Here is an 18,174-nt window from a genome sequence, read left to right on the forward strand (position 1 = left end):
GTCAATCGGTACCATCCGCCTTGTTGCAATCCAGACACAGCTCCAACGCCGCCTCCCAGTCCGGCAAGGATAAACCAAAGCTGCGCTGCAGTTTGTCGCCTGCCAGCACTGAGTTGGCGGGGCGTTGGGCCGGCGTGGGGTAATCCGTACCGGGAATGGGGATCAGTTCCGGGCGTCTGGCTCCGGATTGAATGGTTAAATCCAGAATCGTTTGGGCAAATTGATACCAGCTCACCCTACCCCGGCTGGTCAGGTTGTAAGTGCCGTACAGCGCGGATTTATCCGGATCAAACGGCTGTTGCGCCAGCATCTGCGCCGTAGCCTCCGCGATCATGCGCGACCAGGTGGGCGCACCGTATTGGTCGGCAACGATACGCAGCTGGTCACGCTCCCTGAACAAGCGCTGCATGGTCAGAAGGAAATTGCCGCCGCGCAGGCCGTACACCCAGCTGGTACGCAAAATGAGATGAGGAATATTGGCCGCACGGATGGCATTCTCCCCTTCGAGTTTGGTTTGCCCATAGACTCCCAAGGGATGCGTCGCATCATCCTCAGTGTAGGCACCGGGTTTGTTGCCGTCGAACACATAGTCGGTGGAGTAGTGAATCATCGCTGCGCCGAGTTTTGCGGCTTCTTCGACCATGATGGCGGGGGCAATGGCATTCACCTTACGTGCCAGTTCCGGCTCGGATTCGGCCTTGTCCACTGCGGTATGGGCGGCCGGATTGACGATCAATTCAGGGCGCAAAGCGCGTATGAAATTGCGCAGTGCAACCTCATCGGTCAAATTGAGCTGGCTGCTTGTAGGCGCGGCCACCGTACCCAGTGTCGCCAATGTGCGCCGCAACTCCCAACCCACCTGGCCATTGACGCCAGTGAGCAGGATGTTCACGCAAACACCTCGCACTGCGCCAGCGGCAAGCCTGCAGCATCCTTGGCGGCGATTGTTGGTTCGCCTTCCAGGGGCCAGGTGATGCCCAGCGCCGGGTCATTCCACAGCAGGCTGCGCTCGAACTGCGGCGCCCAGTAGTCAGTGGTTTTATAAAGAAACTCTGCAGTGTCGGAAGTCACCACGAAGCCATGGGCGAAGCCTTTCGGTATCCATGCCATGCGTTTGTTATCGGCCGAGAGTTCCACGCCCACCCATTTGCCGAACGTGGGGGAGGATTTGCGCAAGTCCACCGCCACGTCATACACGCTGCCACTAATGACGCGCACCAGCTTTCCCTGGGTATTTTGAATCTGGTAATGCAGGCCGCGCAGTACGCCTTTGGCTGAGCGCGAATGGTTATCCTGTACAAAGTCGTCTGGGATACCTGCTTCGGTCATGGCTCGACGATTGTAACTCTCGTAAAAAAAACCGCGCTCGTCACCGAATACTTTGGGCTCGAGCACAAGTACATCGGGAATTTCAGTGGGTATGATATTCATGGTTAAAATAGGCGTTCATTGAGCATGGCCAATAAGTATTGACCATAGGCATTTTTCTGCAAGGGCGTTGCCAGCCGTTCGACCTGCGCAGCATCGATATAGCCTTCACGATAGGCGATTTCTTCCGGACAGGATATTTTGAGTCCCTGGCGCTTCTCGATCGTCTGGATGAACAACGAGGCCTCCAGCAGCGATTCATGGGTACCGGTATCCAGCCAGGCATGGCCACGCCCCATGACTTCCACCTGCAGTTGCCCCATTTCCAGGTAATGCCGGTTGACGTCAGTAATCTCCAGTTCACCACGCGGAGACGGCTTAAGCTTGCGGGCGATGTCGATGACCTGGTTGTCGTAAAAATACAGGCCAGTGACAGCGTAGCGCGATTTGGGCTGGGCGGGTTTCTCTTCCAGGCTGATGGCGTTTCCCTGAGCGTCGAATTCAACCACACCATAGCGCTCCGGGTCGTGCACCGGGTAGGCGAACACCGATGCCCCGTCCTGACGAGCTGAAGCGGTGCGCAAGTCTCCGGAAAATTCATGGCCGTAAAAGATATTGTCGCCCAACACCAGTGCACTCGACGCGTCACCAATGAAATCCGCGCCGATGATGAAGGCCTGTGCCAGACCGTCGGGCGAGGGCTGGACTGCATAACTGAGATGAATTCCCCACTGGCTGCCGTCACCCAGCAACTGCTCGAAGCGCGGCGTGTCCTGGGGGGTGGAAATAATGAGAATGTCCCGGATCCCTGCCAGCATCAACGTAGTAAGCGGGTAATAGATCATGGGCTTGTCATACACCGGCAGCAGTTGCTTGGATACTGCCTGAGTCACGGGATACAGCCGGGTACCTGAGCCGCCAGCCAGGATAATGCCCTTGCGCGCGTTCATGCTTGGCTCCCATACTGTTTTTCAACCCAGTGACGGTATTCGCCAGTGGCAACGTTGGCTACCCAATCCGGGTTGGCCAGGTACCAGGCAACCGTTTTGCGAATTCCGGTCTCAAACGTTTCTTGGGGGCGCCAGCCCAGCTCGCGTTCGATTTTGCGCGCGTCGATGGCGTAGCGACGATCATGGCCGGCACGGTCCTTGACGTAAGTGATAAGCTTTTCGTGTGGCGTCACGGGTGAATCCGGATGCAGTGCGTCGAGCATGGTGCAGATGGTCTTGACCACGTCGATATTAGTCTTTTCGTTGCGGCCGCCAATGTTATATACCTCGCCCGCCTGGCCCGCAGACAGCACGGCGCGGATGGCGCTGCAATGGTCGCCGACATAAAGCCAATCGCGTACGTTCAGTCCATCGCCGTATATCGGCAGGGGCTTGCCGGCCACAGCGTTCATCATCACCAGTGGAATGAGCTTTTCCGGGAACTGGTAAGGGCCATAGTTGTTGGAACAGTTGGTAGTAAGCACCGGCAAGCCATAGGTGTGATGGTAGGCGCGCACCAGATGGTCCGAGGCGGCCTTGGAGGCTGAGTACGGGCTGTTGGGTGCGTAGGCAGTGGTCTCGGTAAACGCGTCATCATGCGGGCCGAGGGAACCGTATACCTCGTCGGTGGATACGTGCAGGAAGCGGAATTCGGTTTTCTCCATCCCCTCCAATGCATTCCAGTAAGCGCGAATTTCTTCCAGGAAATGAAAAGTGCCGACAACGTTGGTCTGGATAAAATCTTCGGGGCCGTGAATCGACCGGTCGACGTGGCTTTCGGCAGCGAAGTTGATCACGGCACGCGGGCGATGTTTAGCCAAAAGGCCTGCCACCAATGCGCGATCGCCGATATCGCCTTGTACGAAGAGATGGCGGGTGTCGCCTTCCACACTGGCGAGGTTGTGCAGGTTGCCGGCGTAGGTGAGCTTGTCGAGGTTGATGACTGGCTCGTCACAATCCGCAAGCCAGTCCAATACGAAATTGGCGCCGATAAAACCGGCGCCGCCAGTTACTAGAATCATAGTAATTCCCGATTGGTCTTTATTTTATTTCCGGCAATCCGGAGGTATTGTTTTCGGGCTTGCCCTGCGCCGTATTTCCCATGCCGGAAAATTCGCCCATGTATTCAATTTTTGCTGCATCGCGCAGTTTCTTGATGTCCGCAGTAGCAACCTCGCGTTGTTTGGCGGCAGTCAGATAACGCTCTATTAACGGATGTGCCTTGTCGAGGGTAATTGGTGCAGACTGTATAGAGGTTATCTGCAATACCGTTATCCCGTTTGCAGATGGCAATGCCAATAGCTGTCCATTCTGCATGGTCTGCATACGGGGCACGATATTCATTGGCAATTGTTCTGCTGCCTTGACTTCGCTCCCTGTGCGGAACGGAATATTCTGGCTGCGCAGCCAGTTCACAAACTCGCCCAGATCATGACTGGTCTCGATGCGCGAGTTGAGTTCAGCAATCCTGTCCTTGGGCGCTGCAATAGCCAGTTCCTGCAAATTATAGATGCGGCGCTGACTGAACAACTCCGGATGCTGGTTGTAGTAGGCGCTGATGTCAGCTTCACTTGGTTTGGCGACTGCCTGCCCTGCATGCTGCAGATAGGCCTGGGACAAGACTTGATCATGCGCGGCCTGCAGCAACTGCTGCACGGCGGGATCCTGATCCAGTTTTTGTGCTGTGGCTGCCTGCACCAAAAGCTGCTGGTCCACAAGAGCCTGTACCACTTGATCTTTGGCTTGCGGCGTTAAATTTTGCGGGGTCAGACTCAGGCGCGACAAAGCCTGGTCGAATTGTGCGCTTGTAATTGCCGTTCCATTCACACTGGCAATGGCTGAAGATGTCTTTTCTTGCTTGCTGCAACCCACGAGCGTAACAGCCAACAACAGCACCAATGAGATCTTATTCATGAGTGGATACGATTTCATCCGAGTTTTCTCCCTAATTACTATATTAGTGATCATGCCATAAGCCCGTGTCATGATGCGTATTATCGGTTGCCTTACAAGAGCAAACAATAGATCAATTGAATTACAAAATAGTCGTGACGGTAAAAAAAAAGCTGACTTCTCTGCAGAAGTCAGCCACAGCATTACTTGAATCCAGACAACATTCAGACGGTCGCACTTTCCTCGTCAAATACCAGTTTGATGGCACCGGATTCATCCATGTCGACTACCACATTTCCGCCATTCGCCAATCGGCCAAACAGCAATTCATCTGCGAGCGCCCGGCGTATTTCATCCTGAATCAGCCTGGCCATGGGGCGTGCACCCATCAATGGATCAAAACCCCGCTTGCCTAGATGTGCCTTGAGCGCATCCGTGAATGTCGCCTCGACTTTTTTCTCGTGCAACTGGTCTTCCAGCTGCATCAGGAATTTGTCTACGACGCGCAGGATAACCTCCTGAGACAAGGGTGCAAACGAAATCATCGCGTCTAACCGGTTCCTGAATTCCGGGGTAAAGGCACGCTTGATGTCGGCCATTTCGTCACCGGTCTGCTTACCAAGCGTGAAGCCGATACCGGACTTATTGAGCGACTCCGCACCCGCATTGGTGGTCATGATAATCACCACGTTGCGAAAATCCGCCTTGCGCCCATTGTTGTCGGTTAGCGTCCCGTGATCCATGACTTGCAATAGCACGTTGAACACGTCCGGGTGCGCTTTTTCGATTTCATCCAGCAATAGGACCGCGTAGGGGTGTTTGGTAATCGCCTCGGTCAACAAGCCGCCCTGGTCAAAACCGACATACCCCGGAGGAGCACCGATCAGCCGCGACACAGCATGACGTTCCATATACTCGGACATATCGAAACGAATCAGCTCAATACCCATGGTGTAGGCAAGCTGACGCGCCACTTCGGTCTTGCCCACGCCGGTGGGGCCAGAAAACAGGAAAGAACCGATGGGTTTCTGTGGATTACCCAAACCACTGCGAGCCATCTTGATCGCGGCAGCCAGTGAATCGATTGCCTTATCCTGGCCGAATACCACCGCCTTGAGGTCCCGATCGAGGTTTTTCAGCGCATCGCGGTCATCGCTGGTCACATTCTTGGATGGGATCCGCGCAATCTTGGCTACGATTTCTTCGATCTCGCGCTTGCTGATAATTTTCTTCTGCCGTGATTTGGGCAGAATGCGCTGCGCAGCGCCTGCCTCGTCGATCACATCGATTGCCTTGTCTGGCAAGTGCCGATCATTGATGTAGCGTGCCGAAAGTTCTGCCGCAGTGGTGAGCGCTGAAGCTGTGTACTTGATGCCATGGTGAGCTTCGAAACGTGACTTGAGACCACGCAAAATCTCCACTGTCTCCTCGACCGAGGGCTCATTCACATCGATTTTCTGAAAACGCCGCGACAAGGCATGGTCCTTTTCAAAAATGCCGCGGTACTCATTGTATGTGGTAGCACCGATGCATTTGAGTTGCCCGGATGAAAGCGCCGGTTTAAGCAGATTGGAAGCATCCAAAGTGCCTCCCGAAGCCGCACCTGCACCAATCAGTGTATGAATTTCGTCAATAAACAAAATTGCCTGCGGGTTTTCGTACAGCTGTTTCAACACGGCTTTCAGACGTTGCTCAAAATCTCCACGGTATTTGGTGCCTGCCAACAATGCGCCCATGTCCAGCGAATACACCGTGCTATCCGATAAAATATCCGGTACCACCCCTTCGACGATACGCCGTGCCAAGCCTTCTGCGATGGCGGTTTTACCTACCCCGGCTTCTCCTACCAGCAATGGATTATTCTTGCGCCGACGGCACAATGTCTGGATAACCCGCTCCAGTTCCATCGCACGCCCAATGAGCGGATCAATCTTGCCTGCCAGCGCTTGCACATTAAGGTTTTGCGTATAGGTTTCCAGCGCCGTAGCGGGTGCAGCTTCCTCACCTGCCTCGGGAGTGGCTTCCGGACGCGCAGTACTGCCCTGCGGGACTTTGCTCACACCATGCGAGATGAAATTGACCACATCCAGGCGCGACACGCCTTGCTGATTCAGGAAATACACTGCGTGTGAATCTTTCTCGCCAAAAATGGCTACCAGCACATTTGCGCCGGTTACCTCTTTTTTGCCGGAGGACTGCACATGCAGGATGGCACGTTGAATGACCCGCTGAAACCCGAGTGTAGGCTGGGTATCAACTTCCTCACTCCCGGTGACCGTAGGCGTATGTTCGGTGATGAAATCAGCCAGTCCACGGCGTAGTTCATCCGTGTTGGCGCCGCATGCGCGCAACACCTCTGCAGCGGATGGATTATCCAGCATCGCCAGCAACAGGTGCTCGACCGTAATGAACTCATGGCGCTTTTGTCTCGCCTCCATGAACGCCATATGCAAACTAACTTCCAATTCCTGCGCAATCATCTCTAATTTTCCTCCATCACGCATTGCAGCGGATGCTGGTGCTGGCGGGCGAACCCGACCACTTGCTCTACCTTGGTTGCCGCAACATCGCGGGGAAATACGCCACACACTCCCATGCCGTCCCTATGTACTTTGAGCATGATTTGCGTAGCCTGTTCACGGCTCTTGTAAAAAAAGTTCTGAATCACAAGAACCACAAAATCCATTGGCGTGTAGTCGTCATTCAACAACATTACCTTGTATAAAGGCGGCGGCTTGAGTTTTGTTTCGCTTGCTTCCAGAACGGTGTCATCGCGGTGCTTGGTTGCCATGGCGCTTGATAGTTTCCGGATAGTTAGGAACCATTTTGACGACTGGAGCGAAATTTTCAAGTGTTATCGATTAAAAAAAGATTTGCCAGACACTTGCAAAATCAACTGGTCAGGCGTAAAAAGCAATCTGGAGTTTGGCGTCAAGGTTCCTGCAAGTCTGGTAATGCCGTTGTGCGATCTTGATTTTCAAACAGCCCCTGGCCGTTTTGGCCTGTTTTTATCAAGGATGTAGCAATGGCAACTGGCACCGTAAAGTGGTTCAATGATTCTAAAGGCTTTGGGTTCATTACCCCGGATGATGGTAGCGAAGATCTTTTCGCTCACTTCTCCGCCATCAACATGGGTGGCTTCAAAACCCTGAAGGAAGGTCAAAAAGTCCAATTCGAGGTCTCCCAAGGCCCGAAAGGCAAACAGGCATCGAACATTCAGCCTGCATAAATCGGCTCACCGATTACTTAAAAACGCGGAACCTGGTTCCGCGTTTTTTTTCGCCCTGAATTTTGTATTCTGGCTTTTCAAAAAGGCTGTGCTAGATTAAAACATCTGTCACAGTCTTTATGAAGGAAATGGATATGCACACCCAACTTCAACCAGATGGATCCCTGCTTCTGGACCTGAGTCAGAAACAGGCGCGGGAACTCGCCAAAACCGTCATACAGCATGCCGAGGATGCACATACCGCGCTATTGAATTTTGCCTACCTGCTGAACGAAGCACATTACGATGCAGAGAATGATTTCCGGCAACCACCCCATGCCTGGGAGCCGGGCGCGCATCAACCTGAAGCCAAATAGGGGGTTGGTCATGCACATTTCAGCACTCGATAAACAAACTACCCAGATCAGCATGTTGCCAACCGAATCCGCACAATTGCTGGAGGGCCTGGAAGCGATGCGTGATGAACTCGGCGAAATTGCCGATGAATTGATTAGTTTACTGCGCAGCAGTGGCATCGAACCACCGCCCAAACCCGAGCATGTTCGCACTGAATATGCAGGGCCTGAATAAACTCACATATGCGAAATCATCGCTTCGCCAAATGCCGAGCACGACACCTGTGTCGCACCTTCCATCAGACGCGCAAAATCATAGGTTACTGTTTTAGCAGAAATTGTCTCCTGCATGCTCGCAATGAGGATATCAGCGGCTTCCAGCCAGCCCATGTGACGTAGCATCATCTCTGCGGAAAGAATAATGGAGCCCGGGTTGACATAATCTTTGCCCGCATATTTAGGCGCAGTGCCGTGCGTAGCTTCAAACATGGCGACTGAATCGGACAAATTGGCACCTGGCGCAATACCAATACCCCCCACTTCTGCCGCGAGCGCGTCCGAGATGTAATCCCCGTTCAGATTCAGCGTTGCAATCACATCGTATTCATCCGGCCGCAATAGAATCTGTTGCAAAAATGCGTCGGCTATCACATCCTTGATAACGATACCATTGGGCAACTTGCACCACGGCCCGCCATCAATTTCTACCGCGCCAAATTCGCGCTTGGCCAGTTCATAGCCCCATTTCTTGAAGCCACCCTCGGTGAACTTCATGATATTGCCCTTATGCACCAGGGTAACGGATTTGCGCCCATTATCGATGGCATATTGAATCGCCCTGCGGATCAGGCGCTCGCTGCCCTGCACGGAAACAGGCTTGATGCCGATGGCGGAAGTTTCAGGAAAACGGATTTTTTTCACGCCCATTTCGTTTTGCAGGAACGCAATGATTTTTTTCACTTCATCCGTACCAACCTCCCACTCCACCCCCGCGTATATATCCTCGGTATTTTCACGGAAAATAACCATATCCACTTTTTCCGGCGCTTTTACCGGACTGGGTACACCGTCAAAATAACGTACCGGACGCAGGCAGACATACAAATCCAGCAACTGTCGCAACGCCACATTCAACGAGCGCATACCGCCGGAGGTCGGCGTGGTCAAAGGCCCCTTGATTGAAATAACGTATTCGCGCACGGCGGCTACCGTTTCATCGGGCAACCAGTTGTCGCCACCATAGACTTTGACAGCCTTTTCGCCTGCGTAGACCTCCATCCAGGCGATACTGCGCTTGCCACCATAAGCCTTGGCTACCGCCGCATCCACCACGCGACGCATCACCGATGTGATATCCACTCCGGTCCCGTCCCCTTCAATGAAGGGAATAATCGGCTGGTCGGGAACATTGAGTGAAGCGTCATTGTTGATCGTGATTTTTTCGCCGGAAGTCGGCATCTGGATATGCTGATACATGATTACCTTATTTCAACAAGTTAGAATGGTTGCTTTACTTTCAGCGATAGCCGGTACAGATGAGTCGCATTGTAGTGTTCAACAAGCCTTACGGCGTAATTTGCCAGTTCAGTCCGGACGGCAAACATCCAACGCTCAAGGATTTCATCCCTATTCCCGGCGTTTATCCAGCCGGGCGCCTGGATACAGACAGTGAAGGACTGCTTATTTTAACCGATGATGGTGCGCTACAACATCGTCTTGCGCATCCCATCCATAAATTGTCGAAAACCTATTGGGCGCAGGTTGAAGGCGCAGTCGATGGCATCGCACTGCAAGCCTTGCAAAGTGGTGTCAATTTAGGGGATTTCATCACCTTGCCAGCCCAGGCACGCGCCATCACTGAGCCTGCGAATCTTTGGGTGCGTTTGCCACCCATTCGAGAACGAAAAAATATCCCTACCAGTTGGATTGAACTGGTTTTGAAAGAGGGAAAAAACCGCCAGGTCAGGCGCATGACGGCCAAAGTTGGCTATCCCACCTTGCGTCTGATCCGGTGGCAAATTGGTGGCATCACGCTGGAAAAGCTGATGCCCGGCGAGTACCGGGAGACGACTGTAGCTGAATTCGCCGCATTAAATAAAGACGAGTATGTCAACCGACTGTAATAAAGCTGCGTTAGTTGCCGTGACACGTGTTGTTTCGTGTTGCTAAAAACCCTTGATCAATTGTTTTTAAAAGGAAGTCCAAATGAACAAACTGCTGTCCGCTCTGCTGGTTGCCGCTTTCGCTGCTGTTTCCTTCTCCGCCGTTGCTGCCGATGCTGCAGCACCTGCTGCCGAAGCCCCTAAAGCCGAGGCTGCCAAGTCCCCGATGAAAAAACACCCTGCCAAGAAGCACGCTGCGAAAAAGCACACTACGAAGAAGCATGCTGCCAAAAAAGAAATGATGAAAAAAGACGACATGAAAAAAGATGAAATGGGCCCTGCTGCCAAATAACTAGGTCAAGAGTACGCAAGGGCAGGGTATTCCCTGCCCTTTTTATTGCTGACTCAAGCTGACGCTTGGTGTGCCGCCAGCCGCTCAGCTCCCAGCAGCCCCACCTCTGTATTCATCACCAGATATACCGGCACCGTTTCCAGCAAGCTGCGATAACGTCCCTTGTCCAGAAAACCTCCGATAAAACCGCCTTGCGTCATCTCCGGTGCCAGTTTGGCAGCAATTCCACCCGCTATATACACTCCGCCATGCGACAACGACAGCAATGCAAGATCCCCGGCAAAAGCGCCGTAGGCCCGAAAAAACATGGCCAGAGCGTGCTTCGCGGCAATGTCCTTTTTGGATTGTGCCGCTTCTGCAATCGCAGCAGGCGGATCGGCTGATTCCAGCAGCACAGGCCGGTGTTGCTCATATTCACAGACGAAAGCGTAAATATTGGCGAGCCCCGGACCTGATACGACGCGCTCCACACAAACCTGTCCATAAAGTCGCCGAAGAAAACGCAGCAATTCGATTTCCATGTCATTGCCGGGAGAAAAATCGACGTTGCCGCCCTCGCTAGGCATGACAATTTCTCCCGCGCCACATGGAAACAGAAATCCGACACCCAGGCCTGTACCTGCCCCTAACACCGCACGTGCGGCACCTGCCTGGGGCGCACCAGTTTGCAAAACCTGAATATCCTGCGGTGTCAGCGCAGCAATTCCATGGCTAACCGCCGCGAAATCATTGAGAAGCTGCACCGATGCAATCCCGAACCGCCTGCCGATTGCGGCACCATCGACAAACCACGGCAAATTCGTAAGCCGCGCAGCGTTATCTTTCACTGGTCCTGGTACGCCAAAGCAGGCTGCAAAAATGGGCGGCGTATTTTCCAGGAAATGCGCCAATAGCGTTTCGAAATCCGGGAATTCCGGACTGTCAAAGCGCTGCTCCTTAACTTTTGAACTGCCGGTTGCATCCACTTCTGACAGGCTCAGCAATACCTTCGTGCCTCCCACGTCCCCGGCCAGGATATGCGTTGGTTTACTCACTCAAGTACATTTCGGGTTCCCACCCCATAGTCTTGGCACGCTCAATCGCTGCGGCATGGATGCGTGCATGGCGTTCGCGCAACCCCGCTGGCAAATTAGAGGCAAGGCAACCATATTTATCCCATTCGACCTGGGTTTTGTCATACAAAATCTGAATACGATTCACATCCCACCCGGCACAAGTTTCGGTTTCCGGCAGGATCCCAAACAGCCATGCGTCCTTGATAATGGCTCCCATTGCACTCATGCCACCGTATTGATCCTGATCTATGCCAACATAGGTTTTCTTCATTACGACTCCAAATATGAAATGACAAATGCGGTATTCTACGCTTATGCATACATTTGAAACGCTCCCTTTCGTCAACAGCTTTGCCGCGCTTCCTCCCATTTTTTATAGCGCGGTAACACCCACTGCGCTAGTCCATCCTCACCTGGTAAGCTTCAATGCGGATGCCGCCACCCTCATTGGACTGGATCCTGCCCAGGCACAGCGCCCTGAAGCGCCTGCCTACCTGTCTGGCAGCGCTCATATCGATGGCGCGCAACCCATCGCAGCGCTCTATGCGGGCCATCAATTCGGTTACTTTGTTCCGCAACTCGGTGATGGTCGTGCCATCCTGCTGGGTGAAGTGCAAACGCCACATGGCGGCTGGGAATTGCAGTTGAAAGGCGCCGGCCTGACGCCCTATTCACGGAATGGCGATGGCCGCGCCGTATTACGCTCCAGTATCCGCGAGTATCTGTGCTCGGAGGCCATGCATGGGCTGGGCATCCCCACGACGCGCGCACTGTCCATCGTCGGCAGTGCCGATGAGGTGTACCGCGAACAAATTGAAACCGCCGCCGTGGTGATGCGCATGGCACCGAGCTTTGTGCGCTTCGGCTCGTTTGAAGTCTTTTTCTCTCGTGGCCAACCCGAAGCCATACGCATCCTCGCCGACTATGTCATCGCAAGGCATTACCCTGAACTGGTGGATACGCCAGACAAATACCCGCTTTTCCTGCGTGCCGTGGTATTGACCACCGCTCGCCTGATGGCCCAGTGGCAGGCAGTCGGTTTTGCCCACGGCGTGATGAATACCGATAACATGTCCATTCTCGGTCTCACACTTGACTATGGTCCGTTTGGCTTTCTCGACGCTTATGATCCGGGCTATATCTGTAACCACTCAGACCAGGGGGGCCGCTATGCCTTTGACCAGCAACCCGATATCGGCGCCTGGAATCTCACCCGCCTGGCCCAGGCGCTTACGCCGCTGATGACAGTTGATGCAGCCAAAGAAGCCCTCGACATCTATCCGGCTGCCTTCGCAACCCACTACATAGATCTGATGAGCGCCAAACTGGGTATCGCGGCCGGCAAGGACAGTGTGCCGCTCATCACCGGGGTGCTCGACATCCTGCACAGCAACCATGTCGACAACACAATGTTCTGGCGCGCGCTGTGCGATTTCGACTCCTCACCAGGTGCCACCAACGCAGCATTGCGCGATCTGTTTCCGGATCGCGCTGCATTCGATTCCTGGACAATGGACTATCGCGCCCGCCTGCAAACGGAAAACAGCACGGATACGACGCGGCGCAACGCCATGTACCGCACCAACCCCAAATACATCCTGCGCAACCATCTGGCTGAAGTCGCAATACGGCGCGCCTGCGACGACCACGATTTCAGCGAAGTCGACCGTCTGCTTGATCTGCTGCGCCGCCCTTTCGACGAGCAACCAGAAAATGCAGTCTACGCAAGTGCCCCGCCGGATTGGGCAAGCCAGATCAGCGTGAGTTGCTCATCGTGAAATTGGCCGTTCCGCTGGCTTGCGCACTCTTTCTAGTCGCGGGATGCAGCACACCCATCATGCAACGCGATGGAAAGCCTCTGCCCAACAAAAACTACAGCTTCAGCGACATCGCCAAATCCAATACCGATATGGTGATTGAAGCCCACCAGCAAGCCGCTTTGGAGCATCTGCGTGTGCTGGCTGAAAAACTCTACAAACGCAACCCACGTGAATTACGGAAATCCGGCCTGACTCTGGAAACCGCGCTCAACCGGCTCACCCCGCCCTGCACTGGCAACTTTGCAGCATTACAGGGCAAGCACGGCGCAGAAGCCATATTTCTCGCATTCAACCCCGATTACCGAGGTGATCGAGTCCTCGCCTACATGGCAGGGCTTTCAGACATGATCATGGCTGCCTACAATAACCAAACCGAGTTTTTCGTGCTTGACGACCTCGATCCGCAAAAACTCTACAATAGCGCGCGCAACACCGAAACGGCAGCGTGGAAGCTTGCTACAGCACGTGACGTACAAGGCAGGCTGTACCTGATCTCCAACAGCATGGACACGGCGGGCAGCAATCTGAGCTTTGAACGCGAATTCGGCAAACTCATTGCCGAGCAAGACACCCTCGCCAAAATCATCGCCGACAAAACCAACCGTAGCATTAACTGGTTCGTGCAGACAGCCGGAGCAATGGTATTCTTGCCACTTTAGACAACATTGTTCAGGTCTGGAATTTTCCCGGCGAACGCCCCATGAATACACCTTCCGAAAATGACAAGTGCATGCCCCTCTCTCCCGAAGAGATTGCGGCTTTCGCCGAACTACTGGACAGCATTGGCGACCGTACCGATTTTCCGCTTGAACTGGAAGCGCTGGATGGCCTGATTTGCGCGCTCCACTGCGCGCCGCGCCCTATCAAGCCGGCCGAATATCTTGCTGCTCTATTGGGTGAAGATTACATGGCGGCATTTTCCAGTAGCACACAATGTGCCGAATTCATGGATTTTTTCAATCGGCGCTGGCATGACGTGGGCGCGGCGCTGGCTCAGCCCATCGAAGATTTGACCGAACCCGAGGCACTGGTGCCATTCCTCAACGATTGGGAAGCTACCTTGTCTGACATGAATCCCGACGAGCGAGCGGAAGTAGCATCGCTGGATATTGCCTACATGGGTATGGCCTGGGCGGAAGGCTTTATTTGGGGAGTGGAACACTGGGAAGACGAGTGGACATTGCCCGCCGGGCATGCACTGGAAGACGTGCTGGACGCCCTGCTCGACCCATTTTACATTTTGACCATTCCGGACGCGGAACAAGCCACACACGAACGCGAGCACACTCGTACGGAATGGATAGGCGCCGCCATCCTTGCCGCCTATGATTTGCGCGGATTTTGGCAACGTGTGGCAGACTACACACCCTCGGAACCCCTGCGCACCATACCCGACCCGGGTCGCAACGATATCTGCCCGTGCGGTAGCGGCAAGAAATTCAAGAAATGCTGCGGTGCACCGGAAAAATTACACTGAATAATATTTTACCAGGAGCCTGAACTTGAAAATTCGCTTATTCATCTCTATTGCATTAGTCGCATTCATTGCCAGCGGCAGTGCACATGCAACCAGTTCCGTTAACACAACCGTAAAATCGACCAAATCCACCACCGACAGGAGCAGCAGAATGGCAACTACCACCGCATCCGGCTTGATTTATGAAGACCTCGTTGAAGGCACCGGCGCTACCGCAACAGCGGGTCACACCGTGGTGGTGCACTACACGGGATGGCTCACCAATGGCACCAAATTTGATTCCAGTAAAGATCGCAACGAACCGTTTGAATTTCGCCTTGGCGCCGGACAGGTGATTCGCGGCTGGGATGAGGGCGTGGTCGGTATGAAAGAAGGCGGCAAGCGCAAGCTCACCATCCCGGCAGAACTGGGCTATGGCGCACGCGGTGCGGGTGGCGTGATTCCACCCAATGCAGTACTGATTTTTGATGTGGAACTTATCAAGGTCAAATAAAGCGGCGTCATTCAGGATTTGATCCTGGCTGTTTTTCAAGGTTTAAAGCTTATCTTGATAAAACGGCTTGGCGGCGGAGGATACAAATGTCAAAACAGCATCCCATCATCGCAGTAACCGGTTCGAGCGGCGCGGGCACCACAACTGTACGGCGCGCCTTTGCCGATCTGTTCCGGCGCTTGCAGATTCAGGCAGCTTGGATACAGGGCGACGGCTTCCTGCGCCACGAGCGTTCGGTCATGTGCGATAAAATCAACGCTGCCACCACCCAGAACAGGCGCTTCAGCCATTTCCATCCTGATGCCAATCTGCTCGACAAACTGGAAGCACTTTTTCGTGAGTATGCCCAATCCGGTACCGGAATGACCCGCTATTATGCCCACGACGACGTTGAAGCAACGCGCTTCGGCACGCAGTCAGGAAAATTTACAGCGTGGCAGTCACTCCCTGCCGATACTGACGTATTGTTTTATGAAGGGCATCATGGCGGGTTTTCACAACCGGGAAGCAAAACCGCCAAGCGCATTCAGATAGCCGAACAGGTGGATTTATTATTGGGTGTCACCCCTTCGGTCAATCTTGAGTGGATACAAAAAATTCATCACGATTGCGGCCGTAGCGGTTGCGGCGAGCAACTGGTGATTGACACCATCCTGCACCGCATGCCGGATTATGTAGACTATATCGTGCCGCAATTCGCACGCACTCACATCAATGTGCAGCGCGTTCCACTCGTGGATACCTCACACCCCTTTGTCGCACGCGATATTCCAGGCGCTGACGAGAGCATCGTGGTAATCCACCTGCGCGATCCACGCCAGTTCGATTTTCCGGAATTATTGAAAAAAATAGACGGTGCGCAAATGACGCGGCGCAATACCATGCTGGTCCCCGGCGGGAAAATGACGCTGGCGATTGAAATAATTTGCACGCCATTGATTGCCGAAATGATTGCTGCGCGTGATACGGTAACAGGCTAAGGTTTCTTGTCTGGAGGGGTGATATACGCTTCGTAGTGGCGATGAAATAAGACTTCAAGCTCATCAATCACCGTCACAGCCGGTATGCCGTGGATCACATGGCGGGTCATCTGGTTGGAAGTTTCATGCAGCAGCTTGTTGCGTTCCAGCATTGGATAAGTTGCCATCAGGCGTTTGATGGCTTTGACCACCGATTCCTGTGCCGGGCGCTCCATCGGTACAGGCTGGGCAGGTTCGGAGGCTTCAGCAACCTCTTCGCGCGTCGCTAAAAATGCAGCAAAATCAAGCAAAGTTTCGCGCTGATTTTCAGTCAAACTGCGAAACTGCTGAAGCAGTTTCTTTTCATTTTGAGTCATCGGTCTTCACCACATTGAGACTGAACACCGGCATTTTCCGATGCTCGGTCATCAAGTCAAGTGCTGTGACCAGCGCCAAAGACACTTCGGCGGTATTCTTTTGTGTCTGTACCCAAAGCTCGCGAGCCTGCCCCAGCAGTTCACCAATATTATCAGGCAGCGGACGATTGTCTTCCATGATCATGTCTTCAATCATGCCGGGTTTGATTTCCGGGCGAAACAGCATGGCATAGGTCAATTCATCCGGGTGAATCGCGAGCCAATTACCCTCATCATCCACCACAATAGGTTCAATCCCGGCGGGCAAGTCTGCGCTACCGTTGTACATGACCAGCATCTTCTTGCCATCCACAGCATTGGCCAGCAGGTCGTCGCGTCCGGCCTCGGTTTTATGACATGTGGTGAAGTAAGCATTGAAGTAGGGCTCTTCGTGCACCATACCGCCTTCGTATTGCGCCACGACCAGCGCGCCAAAGCCGATGCCGACAATCGGGCGCTTCATCCGCTTGAATAATCCGATCAGGCGCATTTCGTCGTCAATCCAAGGGCAGGCCTCCCGGTCGGTAACTGGATAAGCTCCGCCCAGCAACCACAGCGCATCGTGCTGGGTGGCGGTTCCGGGCAAATCCGCACCCAAAAATGGCCGTTGGTACTGAAAGCCGATGTCACGCGATTCGAGTTGCTTTTCGATTGGACCTAGAAATTCAGAATAAGTATGCTGGACAACCATGAATCGTTTCATTTTTCGCTACCGTATTGAATTTATTTCGCAGATTTGTCCGAAGTATTGAGTAGACAGGTATCCACAAAATCGAGAAATGATTGAAGCAATTTGGAGCGGAATTTTTCCTGTGCGTAAACCAACGTTAGTTGCCGACGCAATGGTTTGTCGAGTGGCACAGCAACCAGATCACCCAGCTTGAGCTCTTTAATCACAGTAGAGCCTGACACAATCGCCACCCCCAGGCCGGCCTCAACTGCTCCCTTGATCGCCTCGCGGCTACCGAGTTCCATCACGATATTGAGATCTTCCGGCGGCATTCCATTTTCACGAAAATACCGATCGATCACTTCTCGCGTGCCAGATCCGAGTTCACGGCTGATGTAGGGGATTTCTGCCAATTGACGCGGGGAAATTTTAGTCAATTTGGCGAAAGCGTGATCCGGGGCACAGATCAGGAGCAACTCATCTTCGCAGCATACCGCTGTGGTCAGGTTGGGATGGTGAGAGGGCGCCTCAATCAGTCCTACATCCAGACTATGATCATTGACCCGATTTTCTATAGTTTCGGAATTGGCCACGGTCAGCCGTGCCTGCACTTGTGGAAACCGGGCTTTGAAATCGCCTAAAATACGCGGCAACATGTATTCGGCAATAGTAGTGGATGCACCAATCATCAAGGGTCCGCTCATCTGTCCAGTCATTTCAGCCATGCGGGCTTCCATCTCGGCATTCAGGTCGAGAATTTTTTCAGCGTAATACATTGCCAGATCACCGGCTGGCGTCAGAGCAATCTTGCCGTGGGTGCGCTCAAACAGACGCGTGTTGAGATGTTCCTCGAACTGCTTGACCTGAAACGTTACGGCTGGCTGCGTCATGAATAGCAATTCGGCCGCTTTGGTGAAGCTAAGCTGCTTGGCAACAGTGTAGAATACTTGTATACGGCGATCAGCCATGGGTATGCGGACTTGAGCAAGAATAATCCGTTATTCAATCACAATTTC

23 protein-coding genes are annotated in these 18,174 nt (G+C 53.5%); 10 read left to right on the forward strand and 13 right to left on the reverse strand.

What is annotated here, in order from left to right; genetic code table 11:
- Nucleotide 1 precedes the first annotated feature (1 nt).
- Genes rfbD through clpS form a run of 7 tightly spaced genes read right to left on the reverse strand, consistent with a single transcriptional unit; the run spans nucleotide 2 to nucleotide 7,041 of the window.
- A complete protein-coding gene (gene rfbD / locus ACFDAU_RS09230) occupies nucleotides 2–892 on the reverse strand; it encodes a dTDP-4-dehydrorhamnose reductase (protein WP_413436642.1) in 891 nt (296 codons plus the stop codon).
- A complete protein-coding gene (gene rfbC / locus ACFDAU_RS09235; protein WP_413436643.1) occupies nucleotides 889–1,431 on the reverse strand; it encodes a dTDP-4-dehydrorhamnose 3,5-epimerase in 543 nt (180 codons plus the stop codon). The genes rfbD and rfbC overlap by 4 nt, the downstream gene beginning before the upstream one ends.
- Before the next feature lie 2 nt (nucleotides 1,432–1,433).
- Nucleotides 1,434–2,318, reverse strand: a complete 885-nt coding sequence (rfbA, locus tag ACFDAU_RS09240; RefSeq protein WP_413436644.1) for a glucose-1-phosphate thymidylyltransferase RfbA — start codon at nucleotides 2,316–2,318, stop codon at nucleotides 1,434–1,436.
- Nucleotides 2,315–3,379: a dTDP-glucose 4,6-dehydratase gene (rfbB, locus tag ACFDAU_RS09245; RefSeq protein WP_413436645.1), complete on the reverse strand. Its 1,065-nt coding sequence runs from the start codon at nucleotides 3,377–3,379 to the stop codon at nucleotides 2,315–2,317. Before rfbB ends, rfbA begins: the two co-directional genes overlap by 4 nt.
- 19 nt (nucleotides 3,380–3,398) lie before the next feature.
- The gene (locus ACFDAU_RS09250) at nucleotides 3,399–4,454 is read right to left on the reverse strand and encodes an EpsD family peptidyl-prolyl cis-trans isomerase (protein ID WP_413436646.1); all 1,056 of its coding nucleotides are present in this window, start codon (nucleotides 4,452–4,454) and stop codon (nucleotides 3,399–3,401) included.
- Nucleotides 4,455–4,474: 20 nt separating this feature from the next.
- The gene (clpA, locus tag ACFDAU_RS09255; RefSeq protein WP_413436647.1) at nucleotides 4,475–6,730 is read right to left on the reverse strand and encodes an ATP-dependent Clp protease ATP-binding subunit ClpA; all 2,256 of its coding nucleotides are present in this window, start codon (nucleotides 6,728–6,730) and stop codon (nucleotides 4,475–4,477) included.
- 2 nt (nucleotides 6,731–6,732) lie between these two features.
- Nucleotides 6,733–7,041 carry an ATP-dependent Clp protease adapter ClpS gene (clpS, locus tag ACFDAU_RS09260; RefSeq protein ID WP_124705779.1) on the reverse strand — a complete coding sequence of 103 codons (309 nt, stop codon included), beginning with the start codon at nucleotides 7,039–7,041 and terminating at the stop codon, nucleotides 6,733–6,735.
- Between the two features lie 234 nt (nucleotides 7,042–7,275).
- On the opposite strand from clpS, the gene ACFDAU_RS09265 reads away from it, so the two are divergent.
- From ACFDAU_RS09265 to ACFDAU_RS09275, 3 genes are all read left to right on the forward strand, one after another.
- Nucleotides 7,276–7,479, forward strand: a complete 204-nt coding sequence (locus tag ACFDAU_RS09265; RefSeq protein WP_124705778.1) for a cold-shock protein — start codon at nucleotides 7,276–7,278, stop codon at nucleotides 7,477–7,479.
- Between the two features lie 134 nt (nucleotides 7,480–7,613).
- Nucleotides 7,614–7,835 (forward strand): hypothetical protein, encoded by a 222-nt coding sequence (locus ACFDAU_RS09270; RefSeq protein ID WP_413436648.1) that lies wholly within the window; start codon nucleotides 7,614–7,616, stop codon nucleotides 7,833–7,835.
- A 10-nt stretch (nucleotides 7,836–7,845) separates the two neighbouring features.
- Nucleotides 7,846–8,049 (forward strand): hypothetical protein, encoded by a 204-nt coding sequence (locus tag ACFDAU_RS09275; RefSeq protein ID WP_413436649.1) that lies wholly within the window; start codon nucleotides 7,846–7,848, stop codon nucleotides 8,047–8,049.
- A 2-nt stretch (nucleotides 8,050–8,051) separates the two neighbouring features.
- Here ACFDAU_RS09275 and icd read toward each other — a convergent pair whose 3' ends face one another.
- A complete protein-coding gene (icd, locus tag ACFDAU_RS09280) occupies nucleotides 8,052–9,290 on the reverse strand; it encodes an NADP-dependent isocitrate dehydrogenase (RefSeq protein ID WP_413436650.1) in 1,239 nt (412 codons plus the stop codon).
- 59 nt (nucleotides 9,291–9,349) lie between these two features.
- Between icd and ACFDAU_RS09285 the strand changes: the two genes are divergently transcribed.
- A complete protein-coding gene (locus ACFDAU_RS09285; RefSeq protein WP_413436651.1) occupies nucleotides 9,350–9,937 on the forward strand; it encodes an rRNA large subunit pseudouridine synthase E in 588 nt (195 codons plus the stop codon).
- Nucleotides 9,938–10,019: 82 nt separating this feature from the next.
- Entirely contained in the window at nucleotides 10,020–10,268 is a 249-nt protein-coding gene (locus ACFDAU_RS09290; RefSeq protein WP_413436652.1) for a hypothetical protein, read from the forward strand.
- A 53-nt stretch (nucleotides 10,269–10,321) separates the two neighbouring features.
- Here the strand turns inward: ACFDAU_RS09290 and glk are convergent, their stop codons facing one another.
- Both glk and ACFDAU_RS09300 read right to left on the reverse strand, forming a co-directional pair.
- Entirely contained in the window at nucleotides 10,322–11,302 is a 981-nt protein-coding gene (glk, locus tag ACFDAU_RS09295; protein WP_413436653.1) for a glucokinase, read from the reverse strand.
- Complete coding sequence (locus ACFDAU_RS09300; RefSeq protein WP_413436654.1) at nucleotides 11,295–11,594, reverse strand: hypothetical protein; 300 nt, start codon at nucleotides 11,592–11,594, stop codon at nucleotides 11,295–11,297. The genes glk and ACFDAU_RS09300 overlap by 8 nt, the downstream gene beginning before the upstream one ends.
- A gap of 43 nt (nucleotides 11,595–11,637) precedes the next feature.
- Between ACFDAU_RS09300 and ACFDAU_RS09305 the strand changes: the two genes are divergently transcribed.
- From ACFDAU_RS09305 to ACFDAU_RS09325, 5 genes are all read left to right on the forward strand, one after another.
- Nucleotides 11,638–13,101, forward strand: a complete 1,464-nt coding sequence (locus tag ACFDAU_RS09305) for a protein adenylyltransferase SelO (protein WP_413436655.1) — start codon at nucleotides 11,638–11,640, stop codon at nucleotides 13,099–13,101.
- Nucleotides 13,102–13,160: 59 nt separating this feature from the next.
- The gene (locus ACFDAU_RS09310; RefSeq protein WP_413436656.1) at nucleotides 13,161–13,802 is read left to right on the forward strand and encodes a hypothetical protein; all 642 of its coding nucleotides are present in this window, start codon (nucleotides 13,161–13,163) and stop codon (nucleotides 13,800–13,802) included.
- A 41-nt stretch (nucleotides 13,803–13,843) separates the two neighbouring features.
- On the forward strand, nucleotides 13,844–14,620 hold the full coding sequence (locus tag ACFDAU_RS09315; RefSeq protein WP_413436657.1) for a UPF0149 family protein: 777 nt from the start codon (nucleotides 13,844–13,846) through the stop codon (nucleotides 14,618–14,620).
- A 151-nt stretch (nucleotides 14,621–14,771) separates the two neighbouring features.
- Nucleotides 14,772–15,113 carry an FKBP-type peptidyl-prolyl cis-trans isomerase gene (locus ACFDAU_RS09320; RefSeq protein ID WP_124705768.1) on the forward strand — a complete coding sequence of 114 codons (342 nt, stop codon included), beginning with the start codon at nucleotides 14,772–14,774 and terminating at the stop codon, nucleotides 15,111–15,113.
- Nucleotides 15,114–15,199: 86 nt separating this feature from the next.
- A complete protein-coding gene (locus ACFDAU_RS09325; protein ID WP_413436658.1) occupies nucleotides 15,200–16,093 on the forward strand; it encodes a phosphoribulokinase in 894 nt (297 codons plus the stop codon).
- Here the strand turns inward: ACFDAU_RS09325 and ACFDAU_RS09330 are convergent.
- From ACFDAU_RS09330 to ACFDAU_RS09340, 3 genes are read right to left on the reverse strand one after another with little or no spacing between them, the layout of a single operon-like run.
- A complete protein-coding gene (locus tag ACFDAU_RS09330; protein ID WP_413436659.1) occupies nucleotides 16,090–16,449 on the reverse strand; it encodes a hypothetical protein in 360 nt (119 codons plus the stop codon). The genes ACFDAU_RS09325 and ACFDAU_RS09330 overlap by 4 nt on opposite strands.
- Nucleotides 16,436–17,191: a type 1 glutamine amidotransferase gene (locus ACFDAU_RS09335; RefSeq protein WP_413436660.1), complete on the reverse strand. Its 756-nt coding sequence runs from the start codon at nucleotides 17,189–17,191 to the stop codon at nucleotides 16,436–16,438. Before ACFDAU_RS09335 ends, ACFDAU_RS09330 begins: the two co-directional genes overlap by 14 nt.
- Before the next feature lie 20 nt (nucleotides 17,192–17,211).
- Nucleotides 17,212–18,126 carry a LysR family transcriptional regulator gene (locus tag ACFDAU_RS09340; protein WP_413436661.1) on the reverse strand — a complete coding sequence of 305 codons (915 nt, stop codon included), beginning with the start codon at nucleotides 18,124–18,126 and terminating at the stop codon, nucleotides 17,212–17,214.
- Between the last annotated feature and the right edge of the window lie 48 nt (nucleotides 18,127–18,174).

This window comes from Sulfuriferula sp. GW1, assembly GCF_047300855.1.
In the GTDB taxonomy this organism is placed as follows: domain Bacteria; phylum Pseudomonadota; class Gammaproteobacteria; order Burkholderiales; family Sulfuriferulaceae; genus Sulfuriferula.